General features: G+C 58.5%; 19 protein-coding genes. 12 read left to right on the top strand and 7 right to left on the bottom strand.

Annotated features, from left to right (window positions below):
* The first annotated feature begins 262 nt into the window (after positions 1 to 262).
* Both AC3IUF_RS29615 and AC3IUF_RS29620 read left to right on the top strand, forming a co-directional pair.
* Positions 263 to 1138: a Tim44 domain-containing protein gene (locus tag AC3IUF_RS29615; protein ID WP_489279990.1), complete on the top strand. Its 876-nt coding sequence runs from the start codon at positions 263 to 265 to the stop codon at positions 1136 to 1138.
* A gap of 137 nt (positions 1139 to 1275) precedes the next feature.
* A complete protein-coding gene (locus AC3IUF_RS29620; protein ID WP_489279992.1) occupies positions 1276 to 1683 on the top strand; it encodes an SMI1/KNR4 family protein in 408 nt (135 codons plus the stop codon).
* Positions 1684 to 1704: 21 nt separating this feature from the next.
* Here the strand turns inward: AC3IUF_RS29620 and AC3IUF_RS29625 are convergent, their stop codons facing one another.
* Positions 1705 to 3468, bottom strand: a complete 1764-nt coding sequence (locus AC3IUF_RS29625) for a cation:proton antiporter (RefSeq protein WP_038359446.1) — start codon at positions 3466 to 3468, stop codon at positions 1705 to 1707.
* Between the two features lie 279 nt (positions 3469 to 3747).
* Between AC3IUF_RS29625 and AC3IUF_RS29630 the strand changes: the two genes are divergently transcribed.
* Positions 3748 to 4230 (top strand): acyl-CoA thioesterase, encoded by a 483-nt coding sequence (locus AC3IUF_RS29630; protein WP_003229693.1) that lies wholly within the window; start codon positions 3748 to 3750, stop codon positions 4228 to 4230.
* Between the two features lie 101 nt (positions 4231 to 4331).
* On the opposite strand, the gene pdxY is transcribed toward AC3IUF_RS29630, so the two are convergent.
* A complete protein-coding gene (gene pdxY, locus AC3IUF_RS29635) occupies positions 4332 to 5204 on the bottom strand; it encodes a pyridoxal kinase PdxY (protein WP_007912061.1) in 873 nt (290 codons plus the stop codon).
* Positions 5205 to 5321: 117 nt separating this feature from the next.
* On the opposite strand from pdxY, the gene AC3IUF_RS29640 reads away from it, so the two are divergent.
* Positions 5322 to 5735, top strand: coding sequence for a DUF3301 domain-containing protein (locus tag AC3IUF_RS29640; protein WP_007912059.1), 414 nt, complete (start codon positions 5322 to 5324; stop codon positions 5733 to 5735).
* A gap of 40 nt (positions 5736 to 5775) precedes the next feature.
* Here the strand turns inward: AC3IUF_RS29640 and AC3IUF_RS29645 are convergent, their stop codons facing one another.
* The gene (locus AC3IUF_RS29645) at positions 5776 to 6741 is read right to left on the bottom strand and encodes a CobW family GTP-binding protein (RefSeq protein WP_007912058.1); all 966 of its coding nucleotides are present in this window, start codon (positions 6739 to 6741) and stop codon (positions 5776 to 5778) included.
* Between the two features lie 30 nt (positions 6742 to 6771).
* On the opposite strand from AC3IUF_RS29645, the gene AC3IUF_RS29650 reads away from it, so the two are divergent.
* Positions 6772 to 7128: an NADH:ubiquinone oxidoreductase gene (locus AC3IUF_RS29650; protein WP_489279994.1), complete on the top strand. Its 357-nt coding sequence runs from the start codon at positions 6772 to 6774 to the stop codon at positions 7126 to 7128.
* A 4-nt stretch (positions 7129 to 7132) separates the two neighbouring features.
* On the opposite strand, the gene AC3IUF_RS29655 is transcribed toward AC3IUF_RS29650, so the two are convergent.
* Together AC3IUF_RS29655 and zigA are read right to left on the bottom strand one after the other, a co-directional pair.
* Positions 7133 to 7777, bottom strand: coding sequence for a DUF1826 domain-containing protein (locus AC3IUF_RS29655; RefSeq protein WP_007912053.1), 645 nt, complete (start codon positions 7775 to 7777; stop codon positions 7133 to 7135).
* Positions 7777 to 8982: a zinc metallochaperone GTPase ZigA gene (zigA, locus tag AC3IUF_RS29660; protein WP_095113172.1), complete on the bottom strand. Its 1206-nt coding sequence runs from the start codon at positions 8980 to 8982 to the stop codon at positions 7777 to 7779. The genes AC3IUF_RS29655 and zigA overlap by 1 nt, the downstream gene beginning before the upstream one ends.
* A gap of 221 nt (positions 8983 to 9203) precedes the next feature.
* Here zigA and AC3IUF_RS29665 point away from each other — a divergent pair, with 221 nt between their 5' ends.
* Positions 9204 to 9581, top strand: a complete 378-nt coding sequence (locus tag AC3IUF_RS29665) for a glutamine synthetase (protein ID WP_123376063.1) — start codon at positions 9204 to 9206, stop codon at positions 9579 to 9581.
* On the opposite strand, the gene AC3IUF_RS29670 is transcribed toward AC3IUF_RS29665, so the two are convergent.
* Positions 9578 to 10780: an N-acetylmuramoyl-L-alanine amidase gene (locus AC3IUF_RS29670; RefSeq protein ID WP_489279996.1), complete on the bottom strand. Its 1203-nt coding sequence runs from the start codon at positions 10778 to 10780 to the stop codon at positions 9578 to 9580. The genes AC3IUF_RS29665 and AC3IUF_RS29670 overlap by 4 nt on opposite strands.
* Before the next feature lie 84 nt (positions 10781 to 10864).
* On the opposite strand from AC3IUF_RS29670, the gene folE2 reads away from it, so the two are divergent.
* From folE2 to AC3IUF_RS29700, 6 genes are read left to right on the top strand one after another with little or no spacing between them, the layout of a single operon-like run.
* On the top strand, positions 10865 to 11761 hold the full coding sequence (gene folE2, locus AC3IUF_RS29675; protein WP_042704911.1) for a GTP cyclohydrolase FolE2: 897 nt from the start codon (positions 10865 to 10867) through the stop codon (positions 11759 to 11761).
* Positions 11758 to 12426: a metal ABC transporter ATP-binding protein gene (locus tag AC3IUF_RS29680; RefSeq protein WP_489279997.1), complete on the top strand. Its 669-nt coding sequence runs from the start codon at positions 11758 to 11760 to the stop codon at positions 12424 to 12426. The genes folE2 and AC3IUF_RS29680 overlap by 4 nt, the downstream gene beginning before the upstream one ends.
* A complete protein-coding gene (locus tag AC3IUF_RS29685) occupies positions 12426 to 13292 on the top strand; it encodes a metal ABC transporter permease (RefSeq protein WP_095113169.1) in 867 nt (288 codons plus the stop codon). The genes AC3IUF_RS29680 and AC3IUF_RS29685 overlap by 1 nt, the downstream gene beginning before the upstream one ends.
* 11 nt (positions 13293 to 13303) lie before the next feature.
* Positions 13304 to 14179, top strand: coding sequence for a metal ABC transporter substrate-binding protein (locus AC3IUF_RS29690; protein WP_489279999.1), 876 nt, complete (start codon positions 13304 to 13306; stop codon positions 14177 to 14179).
* On the top strand, positions 14176 to 14736 hold the full coding sequence (locus AC3IUF_RS29695; protein ID WP_414916361.1) for a gamma carbonic anhydrase family protein: 561 nt from the start codon (positions 14176 to 14178) through the stop codon (positions 14734 to 14736). Before AC3IUF_RS29690 ends, AC3IUF_RS29695 begins: the two co-directional genes overlap by 4 nt.
* 3 nt (positions 14737 to 14739) lie before the next feature.
* Positions 14740 to 16071: a dihydroorotase gene (locus AC3IUF_RS29700; RefSeq protein ID WP_489280000.1), complete on the top strand. Its 1332-nt coding sequence runs from the start codon at positions 14740 to 14742 to the stop codon at positions 16069 to 16071.
* A gap of 115 nt (positions 16072 to 16186) precedes the next feature.
* Here AC3IUF_RS29700 and AC3IUF_RS29705 read toward each other — a convergent pair whose 3' ends face one another.
* Positions 16187 to 16705, bottom strand: coding sequence for a DUF3617 domain-containing protein (locus AC3IUF_RS29705; protein ID WP_007912033.1), 519 nt, complete (start codon positions 16703 to 16705; stop codon positions 16187 to 16189).
* Between the last annotated feature and the right edge of the window lie 118 nt (positions 16706 to 16823).

Raw genomic sequence — 16823 nt, forward strand, 5'->3', positions numbered from 1 at the left:
CGAAAGCGGTGTGTCATTGAGCACTCATATGTCTGACACGGCGCCTTCGCGAGCAGGCTCGCTCCCACAGGTAATACGGCGCACAGTGCATCAATCCCGCTGAACCTATCGCCTTTTCCTACAGACAAAAGTACATAGGCTGATTGCCTCGCGAAGCTGAACGCGACCTGTCAGGCAAAAGCCCGAAACACTCTCTCGCTAGCCAGTAACACTTCAGCTGTGCAACATGGCGCGCGTGTCTCCACAAACGGGAATTCCCTTTATGAAACGTTTTCTTAGCATCGCCATGGCGTTGTGCATCGGCCTGACGATGAGCCTCGACGCCAACGCCAAGCGCTTTGGTGGTGGCAAAAGCGCCGGCGCTGCGCCGACGCACCAGACCAGCCAGATGGCTCCTTCTTCTCCAGGTGTCGGCGGCGCTGCTGCGACCGCAGGTGCTGCTGGTGCCGCAGGCGCTGCCGCCAAGGCCGGCGGTGCTTCGAAATGGCTCGGCCCTCTGGCCGGTATCGCCGCCGGTGGCCTGCTGGCGTCCATGTTCATGGGCGGTGGCTTCCAGGGCATGCAGATCTTCGACATCCTGATCATGGCCGTGATCGCGTTCGTGATCTTCCGCTTCATCGCCGCGCGTCGCCGCAAGCAGCAGGAGCAATTCGCTCCGGCCGGCGCGCCGATGCAGCGTGAAGTGTTCGAGCAGAGACCTGCCGCCATGGGTTCGATCTTCGGTGGTTCGGCTGCACCTGTTGCCGCTCGTCCGGTGATCAACGCACCAGCCTGGTTTAACGAGCAGAACTTCCTTGAAGCTGCAAGCAGCCACTTCCAGTCGCTGCAGCAGCACTGGGACGCCAACGAAATGGACAAGATCGCCGAGTTCGTGACCCCGCAAATGCTTGAGTTCCTCAAGCGTGAGCGTGCAGATCTGGGTGACGCGTTCCAGTCGACCTACATCGACAACCTTCAGGTGCAACTGGACGGCGTGGATGACCGTGCCGACAAGACCATCGCCACCCTGACCTTCAGCGGTGTGTCGAAGTCCTCGCGCTTCGACCAGGGCGAAGTGTTCAGCGAAAGCTGGAACATGGAACGTCCGCAGGGCGAGAACCAGCCTTGGCTGGTTGCCGGTATCCGCCAGAACGGCTGATCCCTCGCACGCTTCACTTGCTGTAATAAAAACCCCAGCCTCGGCTGGGGTTTTCTATTTCGCGGTTGCATCTATAGCGAGCTACTGTATAAACCGGCCCATATAAACCGCGCCATTCAAGCAAGAGGATCCCGGACGTGGAAGAAATCATCGAACAACTGCGTGAAGCCAACGAACGCGTGCCGGTTCCTTTGGAATTGCCTGACGAAGACCAACTGGTCGAAGTCGAAGAAGAACTGTTCATCAACATTCCGTTCGTCTTCAAAGAATTTTTGCTGACCGTCAGCGACGTGGTGTACGGCAGTCTGGAACCGGTGACCGTCACCGACCCGCAATCGCACACCTATCTGCCGGACGTCGCAGCCAATGCCTGGGACATCGGTGTACCGCGTGATCTGATCCCGATCTGCCAAGACGGCGACAACTACTACTGCGTCGAAGACGACGGCACCGTGGTGCTGTGGTCCGGCGAAGAAGAGCTGATCACCGAAGAATCCTGGGAATCGGTGTGGCACTGGGCGCGGGACGTCTGGCTGGAAAGCTGATCGGCCAGCCGCCCCGGGTGGTCAATGCCCCGACGACTCCTTGTGGTTGTCGAGGGTTTCCAGCAGCGCCACCTGCATCCGCGTGTGCACGCGGATGAACCAGCGCCAGAGCAGCGCCGCTACCGCAGCGGCGACTACGGCGATCAGCACCAGTAACTTGTTGGTCGGCAGAATACTGGCCGACAAGGCTGCCAACAGCAGGAAAATCACCAGCAGCGAGAGAATCGGGATCACTTCGGAGATCACCCGACGCACTCGCTGCGTGTGCCGCCCGGCCATCTCCGGCTTCACGCCCATCTCAGCCAGCAGCATCGACAACGCCTTGAGCTTGCGATACGCCGCAATCAAAAACGGCAGCGAGACCAGCAACGCCCCGCCCCAGATCAACGCCTTCTGCCAGCTCGGATCACTGATCCAGTCTTGCAGCGACAGCGAGATGCGTTCGGCGAAATACGCGCCGGCGAAGAAGATCGCGATGACCAGCGCCAGATTGACCCCGACCTGGAGCAAAATCTTGCGGATAATCGACGCCAGCATCGCGCCCTCGCCTTGCGGCTGGATGCTGCGCAGCCATTCGCCGTACATGCCCAGCACACGGCCGAGAGGCTTGGGCACCGCCGCAGACAGCTTGATCGACAGCGGATCGGCTGCACGGATCAGATACGGTGTCAGCAGCGTAGTGATCACCGACACAGCCACGGCGACCGGATAAAGGAAGTTGCTGGTGACCTGCAAGGTCATACCCAGCGCGGCGATGATGAAGGAAAATTCGCCAATCTGTGACAGCCCCATCCCCACCCGCAGTGAGGTGCGTCCGTCGTTGCCGGCGATAAAGGCCCCGAGGCCGCAGGACAACATCTTGCCGAGCACAACGGCCACGGTGATCACCGCAATCGGCCACGCATATTCGAGAAGGATCATCGGGTCGAGCATCAGGCCGATGGCAACGAAGAAGATCGCGCTGAACAGATCGCGAACCGGCTCGATCAGCCGCTCGATCTTCAGCAATTGCCGCGACTCGGCCATGATCGCGCCGATCAGGAACGCACCGAGGACCATGCTGTATTCAAGCTTGACCACCAGCAGGCAAAAGCCGAAACACAGGCCCAGCACCGTAATCAGCAGCATCTCATTGCTTTCGAATTTGGCCACGTAAGCCAGCAAACGCGGCACCAGCAGAATGCCGATGACCAAAGCGACGATCATGAACAGCGACAGCTTGCCGACTGTGGAGAACACTTCTCCGGAGCTGACGGTGCCGCTCACTGCGATGCTCGACAGTAGCGCGATGATGCCGATGCCGAGGATGTCTTCGACGATCAGCACGCCGAAGATCAACTGCGCAAAGCGCTCGTTTTTCATCTTCAGATCGTTGAGCGCTTTGACGATGATGGTGGTCGAGGAGATCGCCAGAATCGCGCCGAGGAACAGCGAGTCCATGGTGTTCCAGTCGAACCAGCGGCCGATTTCGTAGCCGATCCAGATCATCAGGACGATTTCGAGGAACGCCGCAATAAACGCCGTGGCACCGACCTTGAACAACTTGCGCAGGCTGAACTCCAGCCCCAGGCAGAACATCAGGAAGATCACCCCGAGTTCGGCGAGGGTCTTGATGGTTTCTTCATCGTGGATCAGGCCGAACGGCGGCGTGTGCGGGCCGATGATGAAGCCGGCGACGATATAGCCGAGCACCACCGGTTGCTTGAAACGGTGGAACAACACGGTCACCACGCCTGCGACCAACATGATCACTGCCAGATCCTGAATAAAGCTGATGGCATGCATGGCGTGGGCTCCTTGAATGACGAGGCTCGCCAGCAGACGTCAGAAATGTCTGGGCGAGCGAAGTAAAAATCCGCTTTTCGTGTGGGAATTGCCTTTGTAAGGGGCTTTTGCAGGTTAACACCGCGACTTGCGGCTGGAAGGCGGTGCAATATATGGAAACAGATCGATTCCGGCGTGACGGCGGCGAGTCGCCCGGCGTCCCGATAACGGTGCTTTAGAAAAGCGACCAGGCACCCGCAGAGGTGCTTCCAGCAACCAGCCTTGATCCGTGAGAACGTTATGGAACCCGGAAACGCCCAGCTGTCGATGACGGTACTGATGACCCCCGACATGGCCAACTTCTCTGGCAATGTCCACGGCGGCACCCTGCTCAAATACCTCGACGAAGTGGCCTACGCCTGCGCGAGCCGCTATGCCGGCCGCTACGTGGTGACGCTGTCGGTGGATCAGGTGATTTTCCGCGAGCCGATCCATGTCGGCGAACTGGTGACCTTCCTCGCGTCGGTCAACTACACCGGCAACACGTCGATGGAAGTCGGCATCAAAGTGGTGACCGAAAACATCCGCGAACGCTCGGTGCGCCACACCAACAGCTGCTTCTTCACCATGGTCGCCGTGGATGACCAGCGTAAACCGGCCGCCGTGCCGCCGCTGCAACCGCAGAACAGTGAAGACAAGCGTCGTTATATGCAGGCGCAGCAGCGTCGGCAGATTCGTCAGGAGCTGGAAAAGCGCTATCAGGAGATCAAGGGCGACGCCTGAGATCAAAAACAAAAGATCGCAACCTTCGGCAGCTCCTACAGGGTTTTGCATTCCCATGTAGGAGCTGCCGCAGGCTGCGATCTTTTTGAACGATTACGCGATTACAGACTGATCGCCGTCGCCTCGAACTTCACCCGTGGATGCGCAATCCGATCCTGCGCCCGCACCAGTTGCAACTCATAACTGGCGCACGCCTGAGTCTCCAGCAGCACCTCATGCACCGCCGCCGCAGTGAATTCGAACGCTGCCACCAGGCTATCGCCCAACAGCACCCGCGCCAAAAACAAGCCCGACGTCAGATCACCCACGCCCACTGGCTGACGCGGAAACGCCAACAGCGGACGGCGCAGATGCCAGCTGCCTTCGGCTGTCACCAGCAACATTTCAAAGCCATCGGCTGGTTTGCCCGGATAATCCAGATGCTTGACCAGCACCGCTTTCGGCCCGCGCGCCAACAGTGCCCGCGCCATCGCCAGGCAATCGAACAGCGACTGCGGCTTGCGCCCGGAGAAGCTGTCGAGCTCCAACTGGTTCGGACACATGATGTCCGCCACGGCCGCCGCCTCTTCCAGCAGGAAATCGCTGACCTCGGTCGGCACGCTGCAACCCTTCTCCGGATGGCCCATCACCGGATCACATAGATAGAGCGCTTTCGGATTGACCGACTTGATGCGTTCGACACCGCTGAGAATCGCCCGGCCTTGCGCCGCGCTACCGAGGTACCCGGACAGCACCGCATCGCAATTACCCAGCTCGCCAATCGCAGCGATGCCTTCGACCAGCTCGGGAATCTGTTGCGGCGCCAGCACTTCGCCGGCCCACTGACCGTACTGAGTGTGGTTGGAAAACTGCACGGTGTTGAGCGGCCAGACATTGACCCCGACCCGCTGCATCGGAAAAACCGCGGCGCTGTTGCCGGCGTGGCCGAACACCACATGGGACTGAATGGCGAGCAGATGAGGCGTACGTTTCATTCGGGTCATTCCGTAAAACGATTGAAATTCAAGCCGCGCAGTATGCGACGAAACGCAGCCTGTACGACAGACCGGCGACGCAGTTAAGCTGACGCTATCTTTTGGAGTTCGATGTTGATGCTGACCCTGGAAAACATCTTCGTGCTGATACTGTTCGCCGCTGCCGGCGCCTGGCTGTGGCATAACCACGGCTTGCGCGAACGCGCGCTGGAGCGGGTCAAACAGCATTGCCTGAACGTGCGGGTCGAGTTGCTCGACGGCAACGTCGCTCTGAAGAAGATCGGTTTCATCAAGGACGCCAACGGTCGCCGACGACTGGCGCGGGTGTATAACTTTGAGTTCACCGTGACCGGCGAAAGCCGCCATAACGGCACCATCACCCAGTTTGGCGCGCACAGTGCGCAGATCGAACTAGCGCCCTACCCGGCGCCGTTTGACGACACACCGCCGGTGGTTGAAGTGCACAAGCCTCGAGCGGAAGTCATCGAGCTAAGCCAGTGGCGCCAGGAACACACCAAATGGAAGCCCTGAAGACCAAGTAGGAGCTGCCGGAGGCTGCGATCTTTTGATCTTAATCCGCCCGGCACCCCGACAACCCTCTCTGCAGCACCTCAACATCCTGCGCATCACTGAAGATCAGCTCGATGCGCGAATCTTTCCGCCATTCACTGGCCAGCCAAACCAACTGCGCATTCTCTAGCGCGTTCGCCGAAATCCAGCCATCTGCACTGTGGATAACCAGTTTCGCTCTTTTCCAATGAAGCCCGTTTAGCCAATCGGCGATACGTGCCTTGTCGAACTTTTGTCCCGGATGCCAACGCCAACCGACACTCCAGCCACCCTCCTGGGCCTGACTCAAGCAGATCGGCAGCGTCGGATCGCTCCAGACAGCCGGCATTTGCCCTAACCCCTTGGGCACGATCAGATTGTCCAAACCATTGACCGCTTGCGCAGCCAGGCCCGGCAGTTCGCTCAGGGGCAGTTGCGCCCGTTGCGTCCATATCAGCCTGACTGACGGCAACTGGCTGGCTATTTTCTGCCGTTTATTTTCATCAAGGTTTTCCGCCTTGTTCAGCAGCAACAGCCCAGCGCTGGCCAACGCTTCCTGCTGCGCTACCGGCAATGCTTTCCCGGCCTGAAGCGATTGAGCGTCGAGAACAAGAACACACGGCTGCACCGCCAGGACACCCAACCACGGCGCCTCATTCAATTGCTTGAGCAACTGCGCCGGATGCCCCAGCCCGGAAGGTTCGATGAACAACCGGTCCGGCTTCGCCTTGCGCAACAAACGCCCGAGGCCAATCTGAAACGGCGCGCCATTGACACAGCACAAGCAGCCTCCGGCCACTTCGCCCAGTGCGATACCATCGGCATCACTCGTCAGCAGCGCGGCATCGAGGCCGATCTGGCCGAACTCATTGATCAGCACCGCCCAGCGCTCGCCGGCTGGCCGCTGCGCCATGAGCTGGCGAATCAGGCTGGTCTTGCCGGCGCCCAAAGGGCCAGCAATGACATGGGTAGGAATGTTCTGCAACATGGCCGGGAGCTTTCTTGGGAGATTCAAAAGATGCGTTGGATGGGATGGTCGTTGCTGTTGACGCTGCTGTCGAGCGAAGCGTGGGCTCAGGCCTGCGTAGTGCACAGTCAGGGCGAGCGGCTCGACGTCAAAGTCTGTCAGCAGAACCGCAATATTCCGGAAAAACTGTTCAACGACGGTTTCTGCCAGCCAGCGCTGGCCGGGCAGAAAGTCGAGGTGCAATACGTCGATCAATGCCCGAGCGGCGCGTTTGGCGTGTGCAGCAACGCGCAAGTCGCCAATATGCCTTATCGCCAGGACATCCACTATTACGGCGTCGCCACCGATGCCGCGTATTTGAAGCCGTACTGCGAAGGCCAGAGCCAGGGGTCGTGGCTCAAGCCTTGAGGCGTCAGCCGAGCCAGTCGAGGGTCAGTATCAGACGACGCTCGCCTGCGGCCGGTTGCGGCGAGCGGTGAATCAGACCGAAGCCTTCATTGCCGTGCCATTTCTCGCCTTTCAGTAAGGCGACTTCGCCGCTCTTGAGTTGCTGTATTTGCGCTTGGGGTTCGGCGTTGGCCTGCCCCAGCTGCTGGCGATCCATCGCGCCTTCCTTGAGCCATTGGCTGCCGACGCCGGCGTACGTGGTGATCAGCCGCACCGGCACATGATCGACGTGGAAGCGCGGGCACATGGCTTTATCCAGCACCCGCAGGCGCAAGCCGATTCGCCGCGCACCGAGCAAGCAGGCGAAGGCGCTGACTAACCATTTCAGGTCGGCGATGAAGCCCTCATACCCTTCCAGATCGCGGAATCCTGAAGCCAGCCCGGTGAGATCAGGCTCCGCGTCCTCGCTCGGCAACTCCAGGCACAACGACTCCGCCAGCGGTTCGTTGAGCGACAGGAGTAACTGGGCGAAATCGCTGATGTGCAACGGCAGTTGGCGTTGCCAGACGGCAAGATTGGTGTCGTCTTCGAGAATTCGCGTCAACGCCTTCGGTGTCGGGCCTTGATGCTGATGGCGCGTACGGTTCTGCAGCAGTTTAAGCGCGAGCATCAGGCGGCCTCTTCGTGCCAAGGACCGAACGGATCTGGCAGCAATCGCCATCCCTCCACGCCAAGGGCCATTTCTTCATCGGTGAGCAGGCAGGCATCGAGTTCGGCAGAAAGCTGCAGGAAATCGATGTTCTGACCAATGAACACCAACTCCTGGCGACAGTCGCCAACGCTTGGCGTCCAGTTTTCCATGATAGCTGCGGTGCTTTCCTGATCTTGTGGCCATTGATCCTTCGGCACGAAGCGCCACCAGCGCCCGGCAAAACCGTGGCGCATCAATCCACCGGCCTGCGACCAGCTACCGGCGTCGGTGGGTTTGCTTGCGAGCCAGAAGAAGCCTTTGGAGCGCAGCAGTTTGCCGTTCAACCACGGACGGTCAATGAAGCTGAAGAAGCGTTGCGGGTGAAACGGGCGGCGTGCGCGGTAGGCAGTTGAAGCGATGCCGTACTCGTCTGTTTCCGGCACATGCTCGCCGCGCAACTCTTGCAGCCAACCCGGCGCTTGCGCGGCTCTCTCGAAGTCAAAACGATTGGTATTGAGGATCTTTTCCAGCGGCACCTCGCCCATCACCATCGGGATAATTTCGGCCTGAGCGTTGAGGCGCTTGAGGATAGCCATCAGTTCCTCGCGCTGGCTTTGGCTGATCAGGTCGATCTTGCTGATCAACAGCACGTCGGCGAATTCGATTTGCTCAATCAACAGGTCGGTGATCGAGCGTTCGTCTTCTTCGCCGAGAATTTCGCCACGGGAGGCGAGACTCTCTGCCGCATGGTAGTCCGGCAGGAAATTCAAGCCGTCGACTACAGTGACCATGGTGTCGAGACGCGCGATGTCGGAGAGACTCTGGCCGTGTTCATCGCGGAAGGTAAAGGTTTCGGCCACGGGCAGTGGTTCGGAGATTCCAGTGGATTCGATCAATAAATAATCGAAGCGGCCCTCACGGGCGAGTTTGCTGACTTCGTCTAGCAGGTCTTCGCGTAACGTACAGCAGATACAGCCGTTACTCATTTCGACAATTTTCTCTTCAGCGCGGTTAAGGCTGACATCGCGCTGAACTTCGCTGCCATCGATATTGATCTCGCTCATATCATTGACGATGACGGCTACACGCAACCCTTTGCGATTACGTAGTACGTAATTCAAAAGTGTACTTTTTCCGGCGCCAAGAAATCCTGAAAGTACGGTAACGGGCAATTCGGCTGACATTGGATAATCCTCTTAAAATGGCAACCGATTAGCGCTTTGCTTGCGCTTGGCGTGTCTGTGCTTCATGCGAAGGATTTCGCTAAAAGCAAACGCTTGAAATCGGCCCGCTCAGGCTTGGTTATCTTTTATGTTATAGTATAACAACATGAATAAACCAGCCCTCCTCTTGTCCTGAGCAATAAACCGCAGGAAGCTGAGCCGATACCACTCCGGGGTTCGTAATGAAAACTGCGCTGAAATGCTCGTTGTTGAGCCTTGGATTGTTGATGATCGGCAATGCATCGGCGCAGGTGCCGGCGCTTGCGACCTGCACACGCAGCGCAAATCTGTTGGCCTGCGTCGATGCCGACGGTAACGCCTATAGCGTCAACACCGTCGGCAACACGCTTTATCTGCGTGGGTTTGAAAAGGCTGGCCAGCGTTATTGGGCGCAAACCAATAGCCGTTTCGGCCAACTGACGTTCTTCACCGGCATCGCCTCTGACGGCGAAGCCTGGGTGGGCTACACCCGACGTGTCGGCTGGACGACGATCAATCGGTTCTCCAGCTCGGGCGGTAGCAGCACGAAGTTCACTTGCAGCCGGATTACCGGCTGTTAAACCTGAGCCTCTTGCTGCGCCTGCTGCCAAGCCAGGTAACTGTCGACGGGGGGATTCTTTTCAAAGTAACGCTGCAATCCTTTAAACAAACCGTCTGCCACGGCTTGCTGATGCCGAGCGGTGACCAATCGCTGGCTGTCCCGCACATTGGAAATAAAGCCGGTTTCCACCAGAATTGAAGGCACATCTGGCGATTTCAGCACTGCGAATCCGGCTTGTTCCACGCGTTTCTGGTGCAGCGTGGTAATGTCGGCCAGACTGCCCAGCACCGTGCTGCCGAGCTGCAAACTCGCGGCAATCGTCGCGTTCATCGACATGTCGAGAATTACCCCGGCGAGCATCGGATCCTTATCTTTCAAATTGAGCAGGCTTGTCGCACCGAGCAGGTCTGCGCCGTTCTCTCGCTGCGCCATGAAGCGAGCAGTCGCCGACGTTGCGCCACCCTCAGAAAGGCAATAAACAGATGCGCCAGAGGCAGTAAGACGCGGCGCCGCATCAGCATGTACCGAGATAAAAATGTCAGCCTTGTGCTGCCTGGCAATCTCCACACGCTTGCGCAACGGAACAAAAAAGTCGTCATTGCGTACCAGTTTTACGTCAAAGCCTTTCTCTTTTTTCAGGCGTTTAGCGAGTAACTGCGCAATGGAAAGCACTACATCTTTTTCCCGTTCGCCCTTGGCGCCGACCGCGCCGGGATCCTTGCCGCCGTGTCCAGGATCGACGACTACGATGATGTCGCGCTTCGGATGAGCGCCAATCTGCGGTGTTTCACGTGGAACCTTTGGGCTTGTTGGCATCGGTTTTGTGCTGACCAAATCCAATACCAAGCGATGACTTTGCCCATCCTGCGGCGCCAAAAGGAAACTGTTCAGCAGCACGGGATTGCTTAGATCGAGAACAATCCGCGTATCACCCAGACCAAAAGGCCCGGATCGAATCGACCGTATAACCGAGCCATCCAGCGCCAACCGACTGAAATCGCCGCTCAAGCTAGCCCCACTCACATCAATGATCAGCCGTTCAGGCGCATTGAGTGTGAAGGTCTTGTAGCGCACTGGCCCGCTCAAATCGAACACCAACCGCACTTTGTCCTCAGATCGCCAAAGTCGTGCCTGGCGAATTTGTGTAGCAGACACACTGAATGGATAAGCAAAAGCGGCGCTGGCCAAAATCAGATTAAGCACCTGACGTCTGTGCATATGAAAACCTGTTCATGAAAAAGACATCGTGATAAGTATTGTTATAATGTAACATCGAATTGAATCACCATGATGGTCCCGAACATGAATTCGCTTTCACTCCCGGATATCGCCGCGCAAGTTACTCGCCAAGCATTGCCACTTGAATGGGTGGGCATGCAGGGCATCGCATTACCTATCTTGTTGGAAGGCCAACACCTGAATGCCAAGGCTGACGCTGGAGTGAGTCTTGATGATGGCGAGGCACGCGGCATTCATATGTCGCGACTGTATTTGGCTCTGGAAGCGCTCGAACAGGAGCGCCTGACACCCGCTCTTCTGCAGCAGGTGCTCAAGCGTTTTCTGGAGAGCCACGAAGGTTTATCCAGCCGTGCTTACTTGAATATTCACACCGATCTGTTGATGAAAAGGCCTGCGTTGATCAGTCCATTGGCTGGCTGGAAATCCTATCCAGCGAGTATTTCGGCAAGCCTGAAAGACAACATGTTCCACGTGGAACTCAAAATTGAATTGCCCTACTCTTCGACTTGCCCTTGCTCAGCGGCTTTGGCGCGGCAGTTGATCCAGCAACAATTTATCGACGACTTCGCCAACAAAGGCCTTCAGCACGCCGACGTTCTGGCCTGGCTAGGCTCGACCCACGGCATCGTCGCCACGCCTCACAGCCAACGCAGCACCGCGCAACTGCATCTACATCTCGACGAATTCATCGATGAGCTGCCGTTGAGCGTGATCATCAATGACGCCGAGGCAGCCCTCGGCACCGCCGTACAAACCGCCGTGAAACGCGCAGACGAACAAGCCTTCGCCCTCGCCAACGGCCAGAACCTGATGTTCTGCGAAGACGCGGCACGCCGTCTGAATCTGGCCCTGCGTCGGACTCCAGGCGTCAGTGCATTTCATTTGCGAGTGATCCACGCCGAAAGTCTGCACGCCCACGATGCCGTCGCCGAAAGCCACTGGCAGCGTGAACAAGCATGATCCGCTGCCAATCCCTGAGTTGGGGGGCACCCGGCCAACCACTGACTGCGCCCCTGAGCCTCGAGTTCGACAGCGGCAGCCTGACGGCGATCATCGGCGCCAACGGCTGTGGCAAAAGCAGCCTGCTGAAGGTGATCGCCGGGCTGCAAAAACCATTGGCAGGCAATGTCGGCCTGAGTGTTCCACGTCAAAGCGGATTGTCCTTCCTGCCCCAGCAACAGCATCTGGATCGCCAATTCCCCATCAGCCTCGAAGAACTGGTCGCCGCTGGTTTTTGGGGACGAAGACTATCGACCCAACTACGAAACCAGCGCCTGAAAGATGCACTGGCAAACTGGCACCTCAGCGGACTCGAACAGCGTCCACTCATGGCCCTGTCCGGCGGTGAACTGCAACGCGCCCTGCTCGCTCGTCTGAGTCTGACTGACGCTGCGGTGCTGCTGCTCGATGAACCCCACGCCGCACTCGATGAACTCGGCCAACAATTGCTCTGGCAGCACATCCATACCTGGCATGGCGAAGGTCGAACACTGGTCGTCGTGTGCCACGACCTCGTCGCCGTGCGCCAACACATACCGCAAACCTTGCTGATCAAAAACCGCCAGTGCGTGTTCGGCGCGAGCGTCGAGCTGATCCAGCAAACACCTCGCACGCAGGTGGCCTGATGCTCGCCGTCGCCCACTTCTGGCAGCCGTTCAACGAGTTCGTGTTCATGCGCCGGGCCCTGCTCGGCGGCCTGGTACTCGCTTGCAGTACCGCACCGCTCGGCGTGTTCTTGATCCTGCGACGGATGAGCCTGATCGGTGATGCAGTGGCACATGGCATCCTTCCCGGCGCTGCGTTGGGTTTCTGGTTCGCCGGACTCAGCCTGCCGGCATTGACGCTCGGCGGTCTCGGGGCCGGACTGAGTATGGCCGGCCTCGCCGCCTGGATCACCCGTCGCACAGGTCTGCGTGAAGACGCCAGCCTCGCCGCGATTTATCCCATTTCCCTCGCCAGCGGCGTGCTGATTCTCGGCATCGCCGGCAAACGCCTCGACCTGCTTCACTTGCTGTTTGGCTCGGCATTGGCCGTCGACGGCCCGACCCTCACCGGCATGTTGTGGGTCTCGGGATTCAGCCTGATCGCCATGGCGCTGATCTACAAACCACTGTTGCTCGACACCCTCGACCCGTTGTTCTTGAGAACCGTGAGCCGCCTCGGCCCACTCGCCCACGGCGTCTTTCTGACGCTGGTCGTACTCAATCTGGTGATCGGCTTCCAGGCCATCGGCGCCCTGATGGTCGTCGGGCTGATGATGCTCCCCGCCGCCGCCTCACGATTCTGGAGCCGTCGTCTGCCGACCCTGATTGCCATCGCAGCCGTCATTGGATGTCTCTCAGTGTGGTTCGGCTTGCTGTTGTCGTTCTACTACTCGCTACCCAGCGGCCCGGCCATCGTGCTGGTCGCCGGCCTCGGCTATCTGCTGTCCGTGGTGTTCGGGCCGGTTCACGGTCTGTTGCGCCGCCCGCCTTTGCTCACATCCCAATGAGGTGTTTCCCGATGCGCGCTCTACTCGTGTTGCTCAGCCTGATGCTGTCGATGTCATTGTCGGCGGCGGAAAAATTACCGGTGGTCACCAGCTTCAGCATCCTCGCCGACATGGTCCATCAGGTCGGCGGCGAGCATGTGCAGATCACCAACATGGTCGGCCCTGACACTGACGCACACACCTACGAGCCGACACCGGACGATGCCAAGGCATTGCTCAGCGCCAGACTGATCATCAAGAACGGTCTCGGTTTCGAGCCTTGGCTGGACCGACTGGTGACCAGCACCGAGACCAAAGCCACAGTGGTCAGTGCCAGTCATGGCGTGATTCCGCGATCACTGGATGAGGACGGCGAAACCGTTCCCGACCCGCACGCCTGGCACAATCTGGCGAACGCCGAGTTGTATGTCGCCAATATCACCAAGGCACTGATCGCTGCGGATCCCGCGAATAAAGCGGACTACGAACGCAACAGCAAAACCTACCTGAAGCAGATCTACGCCCTGCTCGCCGAGGCCAAAGCCAAACTCGGTGCACTACCTCCGGGCAACCGCAAAATCGTCACCAGCCACGATGCTTTCGGTTATCTCGGCCAAGCGTACGGCATCGACTTCATGGCGCCGCAAGGCTTGTCCACTGAACGCGAACCCTCGGCTGCCGAAGTCGCGGCACTGATTACGCAGATTCGCCAAGCTCACGTCAAAGCGGTGTTCATGGAAAACATCAAAGACGCGCGCCTGCTCAAACAGATTGCTGACGAAAGTGGCGCGCACATTGGCGGCACTTTGTACTCCGACGCCCTCGCCGCCAATGGCCCCGCCAGCACCTTCACCGGTCTGTTCGAATACAACCTCAACACCCTTTACAACGCGCTGAGCCAACCATGATCCGCAAGAACCCATCAGGTGATTTACCGCAAATTGCCGAGTCAGCCTACGTCGACAAGACCGCAATCATTTGCGGCAAAGTGGTGATCGGCGAGAACGTGTTCGTCGGCCCCTACGCGGTGATCCGCGCCGACGAAGTGGACGCCTCGGGCGAGATGGAACCGATCACCATCGGCGCCAATTCGAACATCCAGGACGGCGTGGTCATCCACTCCAAATCCGGTGCTGCAGTGACTATTGGCGAATTCAGCTCCATCGCCCACCGCTCGATCGTGCATGGCCCCTGCGTCGTCGGCGACCGCGTGTTCATCGGTTTCAACAGCGTGCTGTTCAACTGCGTTGTCGGCAATGGTTGTGTCGTGCGGCACAACTCGGTGGTCGATGGTCGGGATTTGCCGGCCGCGTTCTACGTGCCCTCCACCACTCGCATCGGACCGAACACCGACCTCTCATTGTTCCCACCGGTGAGCGTCAGCGCTTCGGAGTTTTCCGAAGACGTGGCACGCACCAATGTCGATCTGGTGCGCGGCTACAAAGCCTTGCAGAACGAGTTCTGAATCATGAGCAGCGTGCTGATTCGCAACGCAAGACTGGTCAATGAAGGGCGCGAGTTCGACGGCGATCTGTTGGTCAGCAACGGACGCATCGTCAAGATTGCGCGAAGCATTGAAGGCGAAAACGCCACGCTAGAAATCGACGCGAACGGCCAATGGTTGCTGCCGGGGATGATCGATGACCAAGTGCATTTCGGTGAACCGGGCGCGCCGGCCAAGGGCAGCATCCACACCGAGTCACGCGCAGCGGTGGCCGGTGGCATCACCAGCTTCATGGACATGCCCAACACAAATCCGGCCACCCTCACCCTCGAAGCCTTGGCGGATAAAAAGCGCCGGGCGGCGATCAACTCGGTGGCTAACTACGGCTTTCACTTTGGCGTGAGCCGGGACAATCTAGATACGGTTGCCGCGCTCAATCCGTGTGAAGTGGCCGGCGTGAAAGTGTTCATGGGCGCCTCGACCGGCAACATGCTGGTGGATGATCCGCAAATCCTTGAGCGACTGTTCGCCGAGGTGCCAACGATCCTGTTGGCCCACTGCGAACACACCCCGAGTATCGACGCGAATGCGGCCAATCTGCGTGAGCTGTTCGGCGAACGAATCCCGCCCGCTGCTCACCCGCTCATCCGCAATGCCGAGGCGTGTTATCGCTCCTCTTCACTGGCGGTCGAGTTAGCCAAACGTCACTGCACGCGGCTCCATGTCTTGCACCTGACAACGGCGCGTGAACTGACGTTGTTCGAGGACAAAGCGCTGGCGCAAAAACGCATCAGCGCTGAAGTCTGTCTGCATCATTTGCTATTTGATGATCGCGACTATGCTGCCCTCGGCAACCTGATCAAATGCAATCCGGCGATCAAGACCCAAGCGGATCGCGATGCGTTGCGCGCGGCCCTGAGCAGCAATCTGCTGGACGTGATTGGCAGTGACCATGCACCGCATACCTGGGAAGAAAAGCAGCGAGCTTATGCGCAGGCACCTTCTGGATTACCGCTGGTACAGCACGCGTTGCCGGCACTGATGGAGTTGGTTGCGGACGATGTACTGCCAATCACCACGTTGGTAGCAAAGACCAGCCATCGCGTCGCGGATCTGTTTGCAATTCCGGATCGTGGTTATTTGCGTGAGGGGTATTGGGCGGATCTGGTGTTGGTTGAAGCGCAGACACTGGAGGTTGATCGGCAACCCATTCTGTCGCAGTGCGGATGGACACCGTTTGCCGGGCGTAGCTTTCGGCATCGGGTGAATGCAACGATGGTGTCGGGGCAGATTGCCTGGCGGGAGGGTCGGGTGAATGAGGGATGTCGCGGGTTGGCGCTACGATTTATGCGCTGATTGAAAAAACCCAGTAGGAGCTGACGAGTGAAACGAGGCTGCGATCTTTTGATCTTGTTTTTTACAATCAAGATCAAAAGATCGCAGCGTGCCGCAGCTCCTGCAGGAGATACATTTAGGCGCGGGGTTTCACAGCGCCGCAATCCTGACCCAACCAAACCGCGCGAGTTTCCAGACTGCCCTTCTGGTTGATCCCGATCGCATTGAACGTGCCGTTGGCCACGGTGGTGAACTCACGATCACTGAGGAACGTCGCCACCCCGGTGCCTTGCGCTTTCGGGCAGCTGAAACGGAATTTCCACTGATTGCCAGTGCGCTCGGTGATCTGTTGTTTGCAGCCCGATTGCGGGTCAGCCAACGGAATATCGTTGGTCGCCACTTGCTCCGGCGTCAGACAGGCGCGAATACCCTTGCCGCCGATATTGATGCCGTTTTTTTCCAGTGCCGCACGCTGCTGCGGGGTCATCTGCCCTTGCAGTTGGCCGAGGATCGATTGCACATCCATCGGCTGGTCATCGACCTTGACGTTGCTCGATGTCATTTCCCACAGCCCCGGCTGCAGCATCTGCGCCTGCGCAACCACCGGCAATGCCAAACCCAGGCCCAGCGCCAAACCCAGCAGACGAACGTTCATCGAAAAACTCCTGATCAGTAGTGGCCGTTAGACGTCGGCCGATTGCTTCGGTTCATGCACCAATTAAATAGCGACATTCGCGACAGAACATGGTCTGTTAAGCATTGAATCTTCCGGA

The organism is Pseudomonas sp. KH_040, from assembly GCF_057839305.1.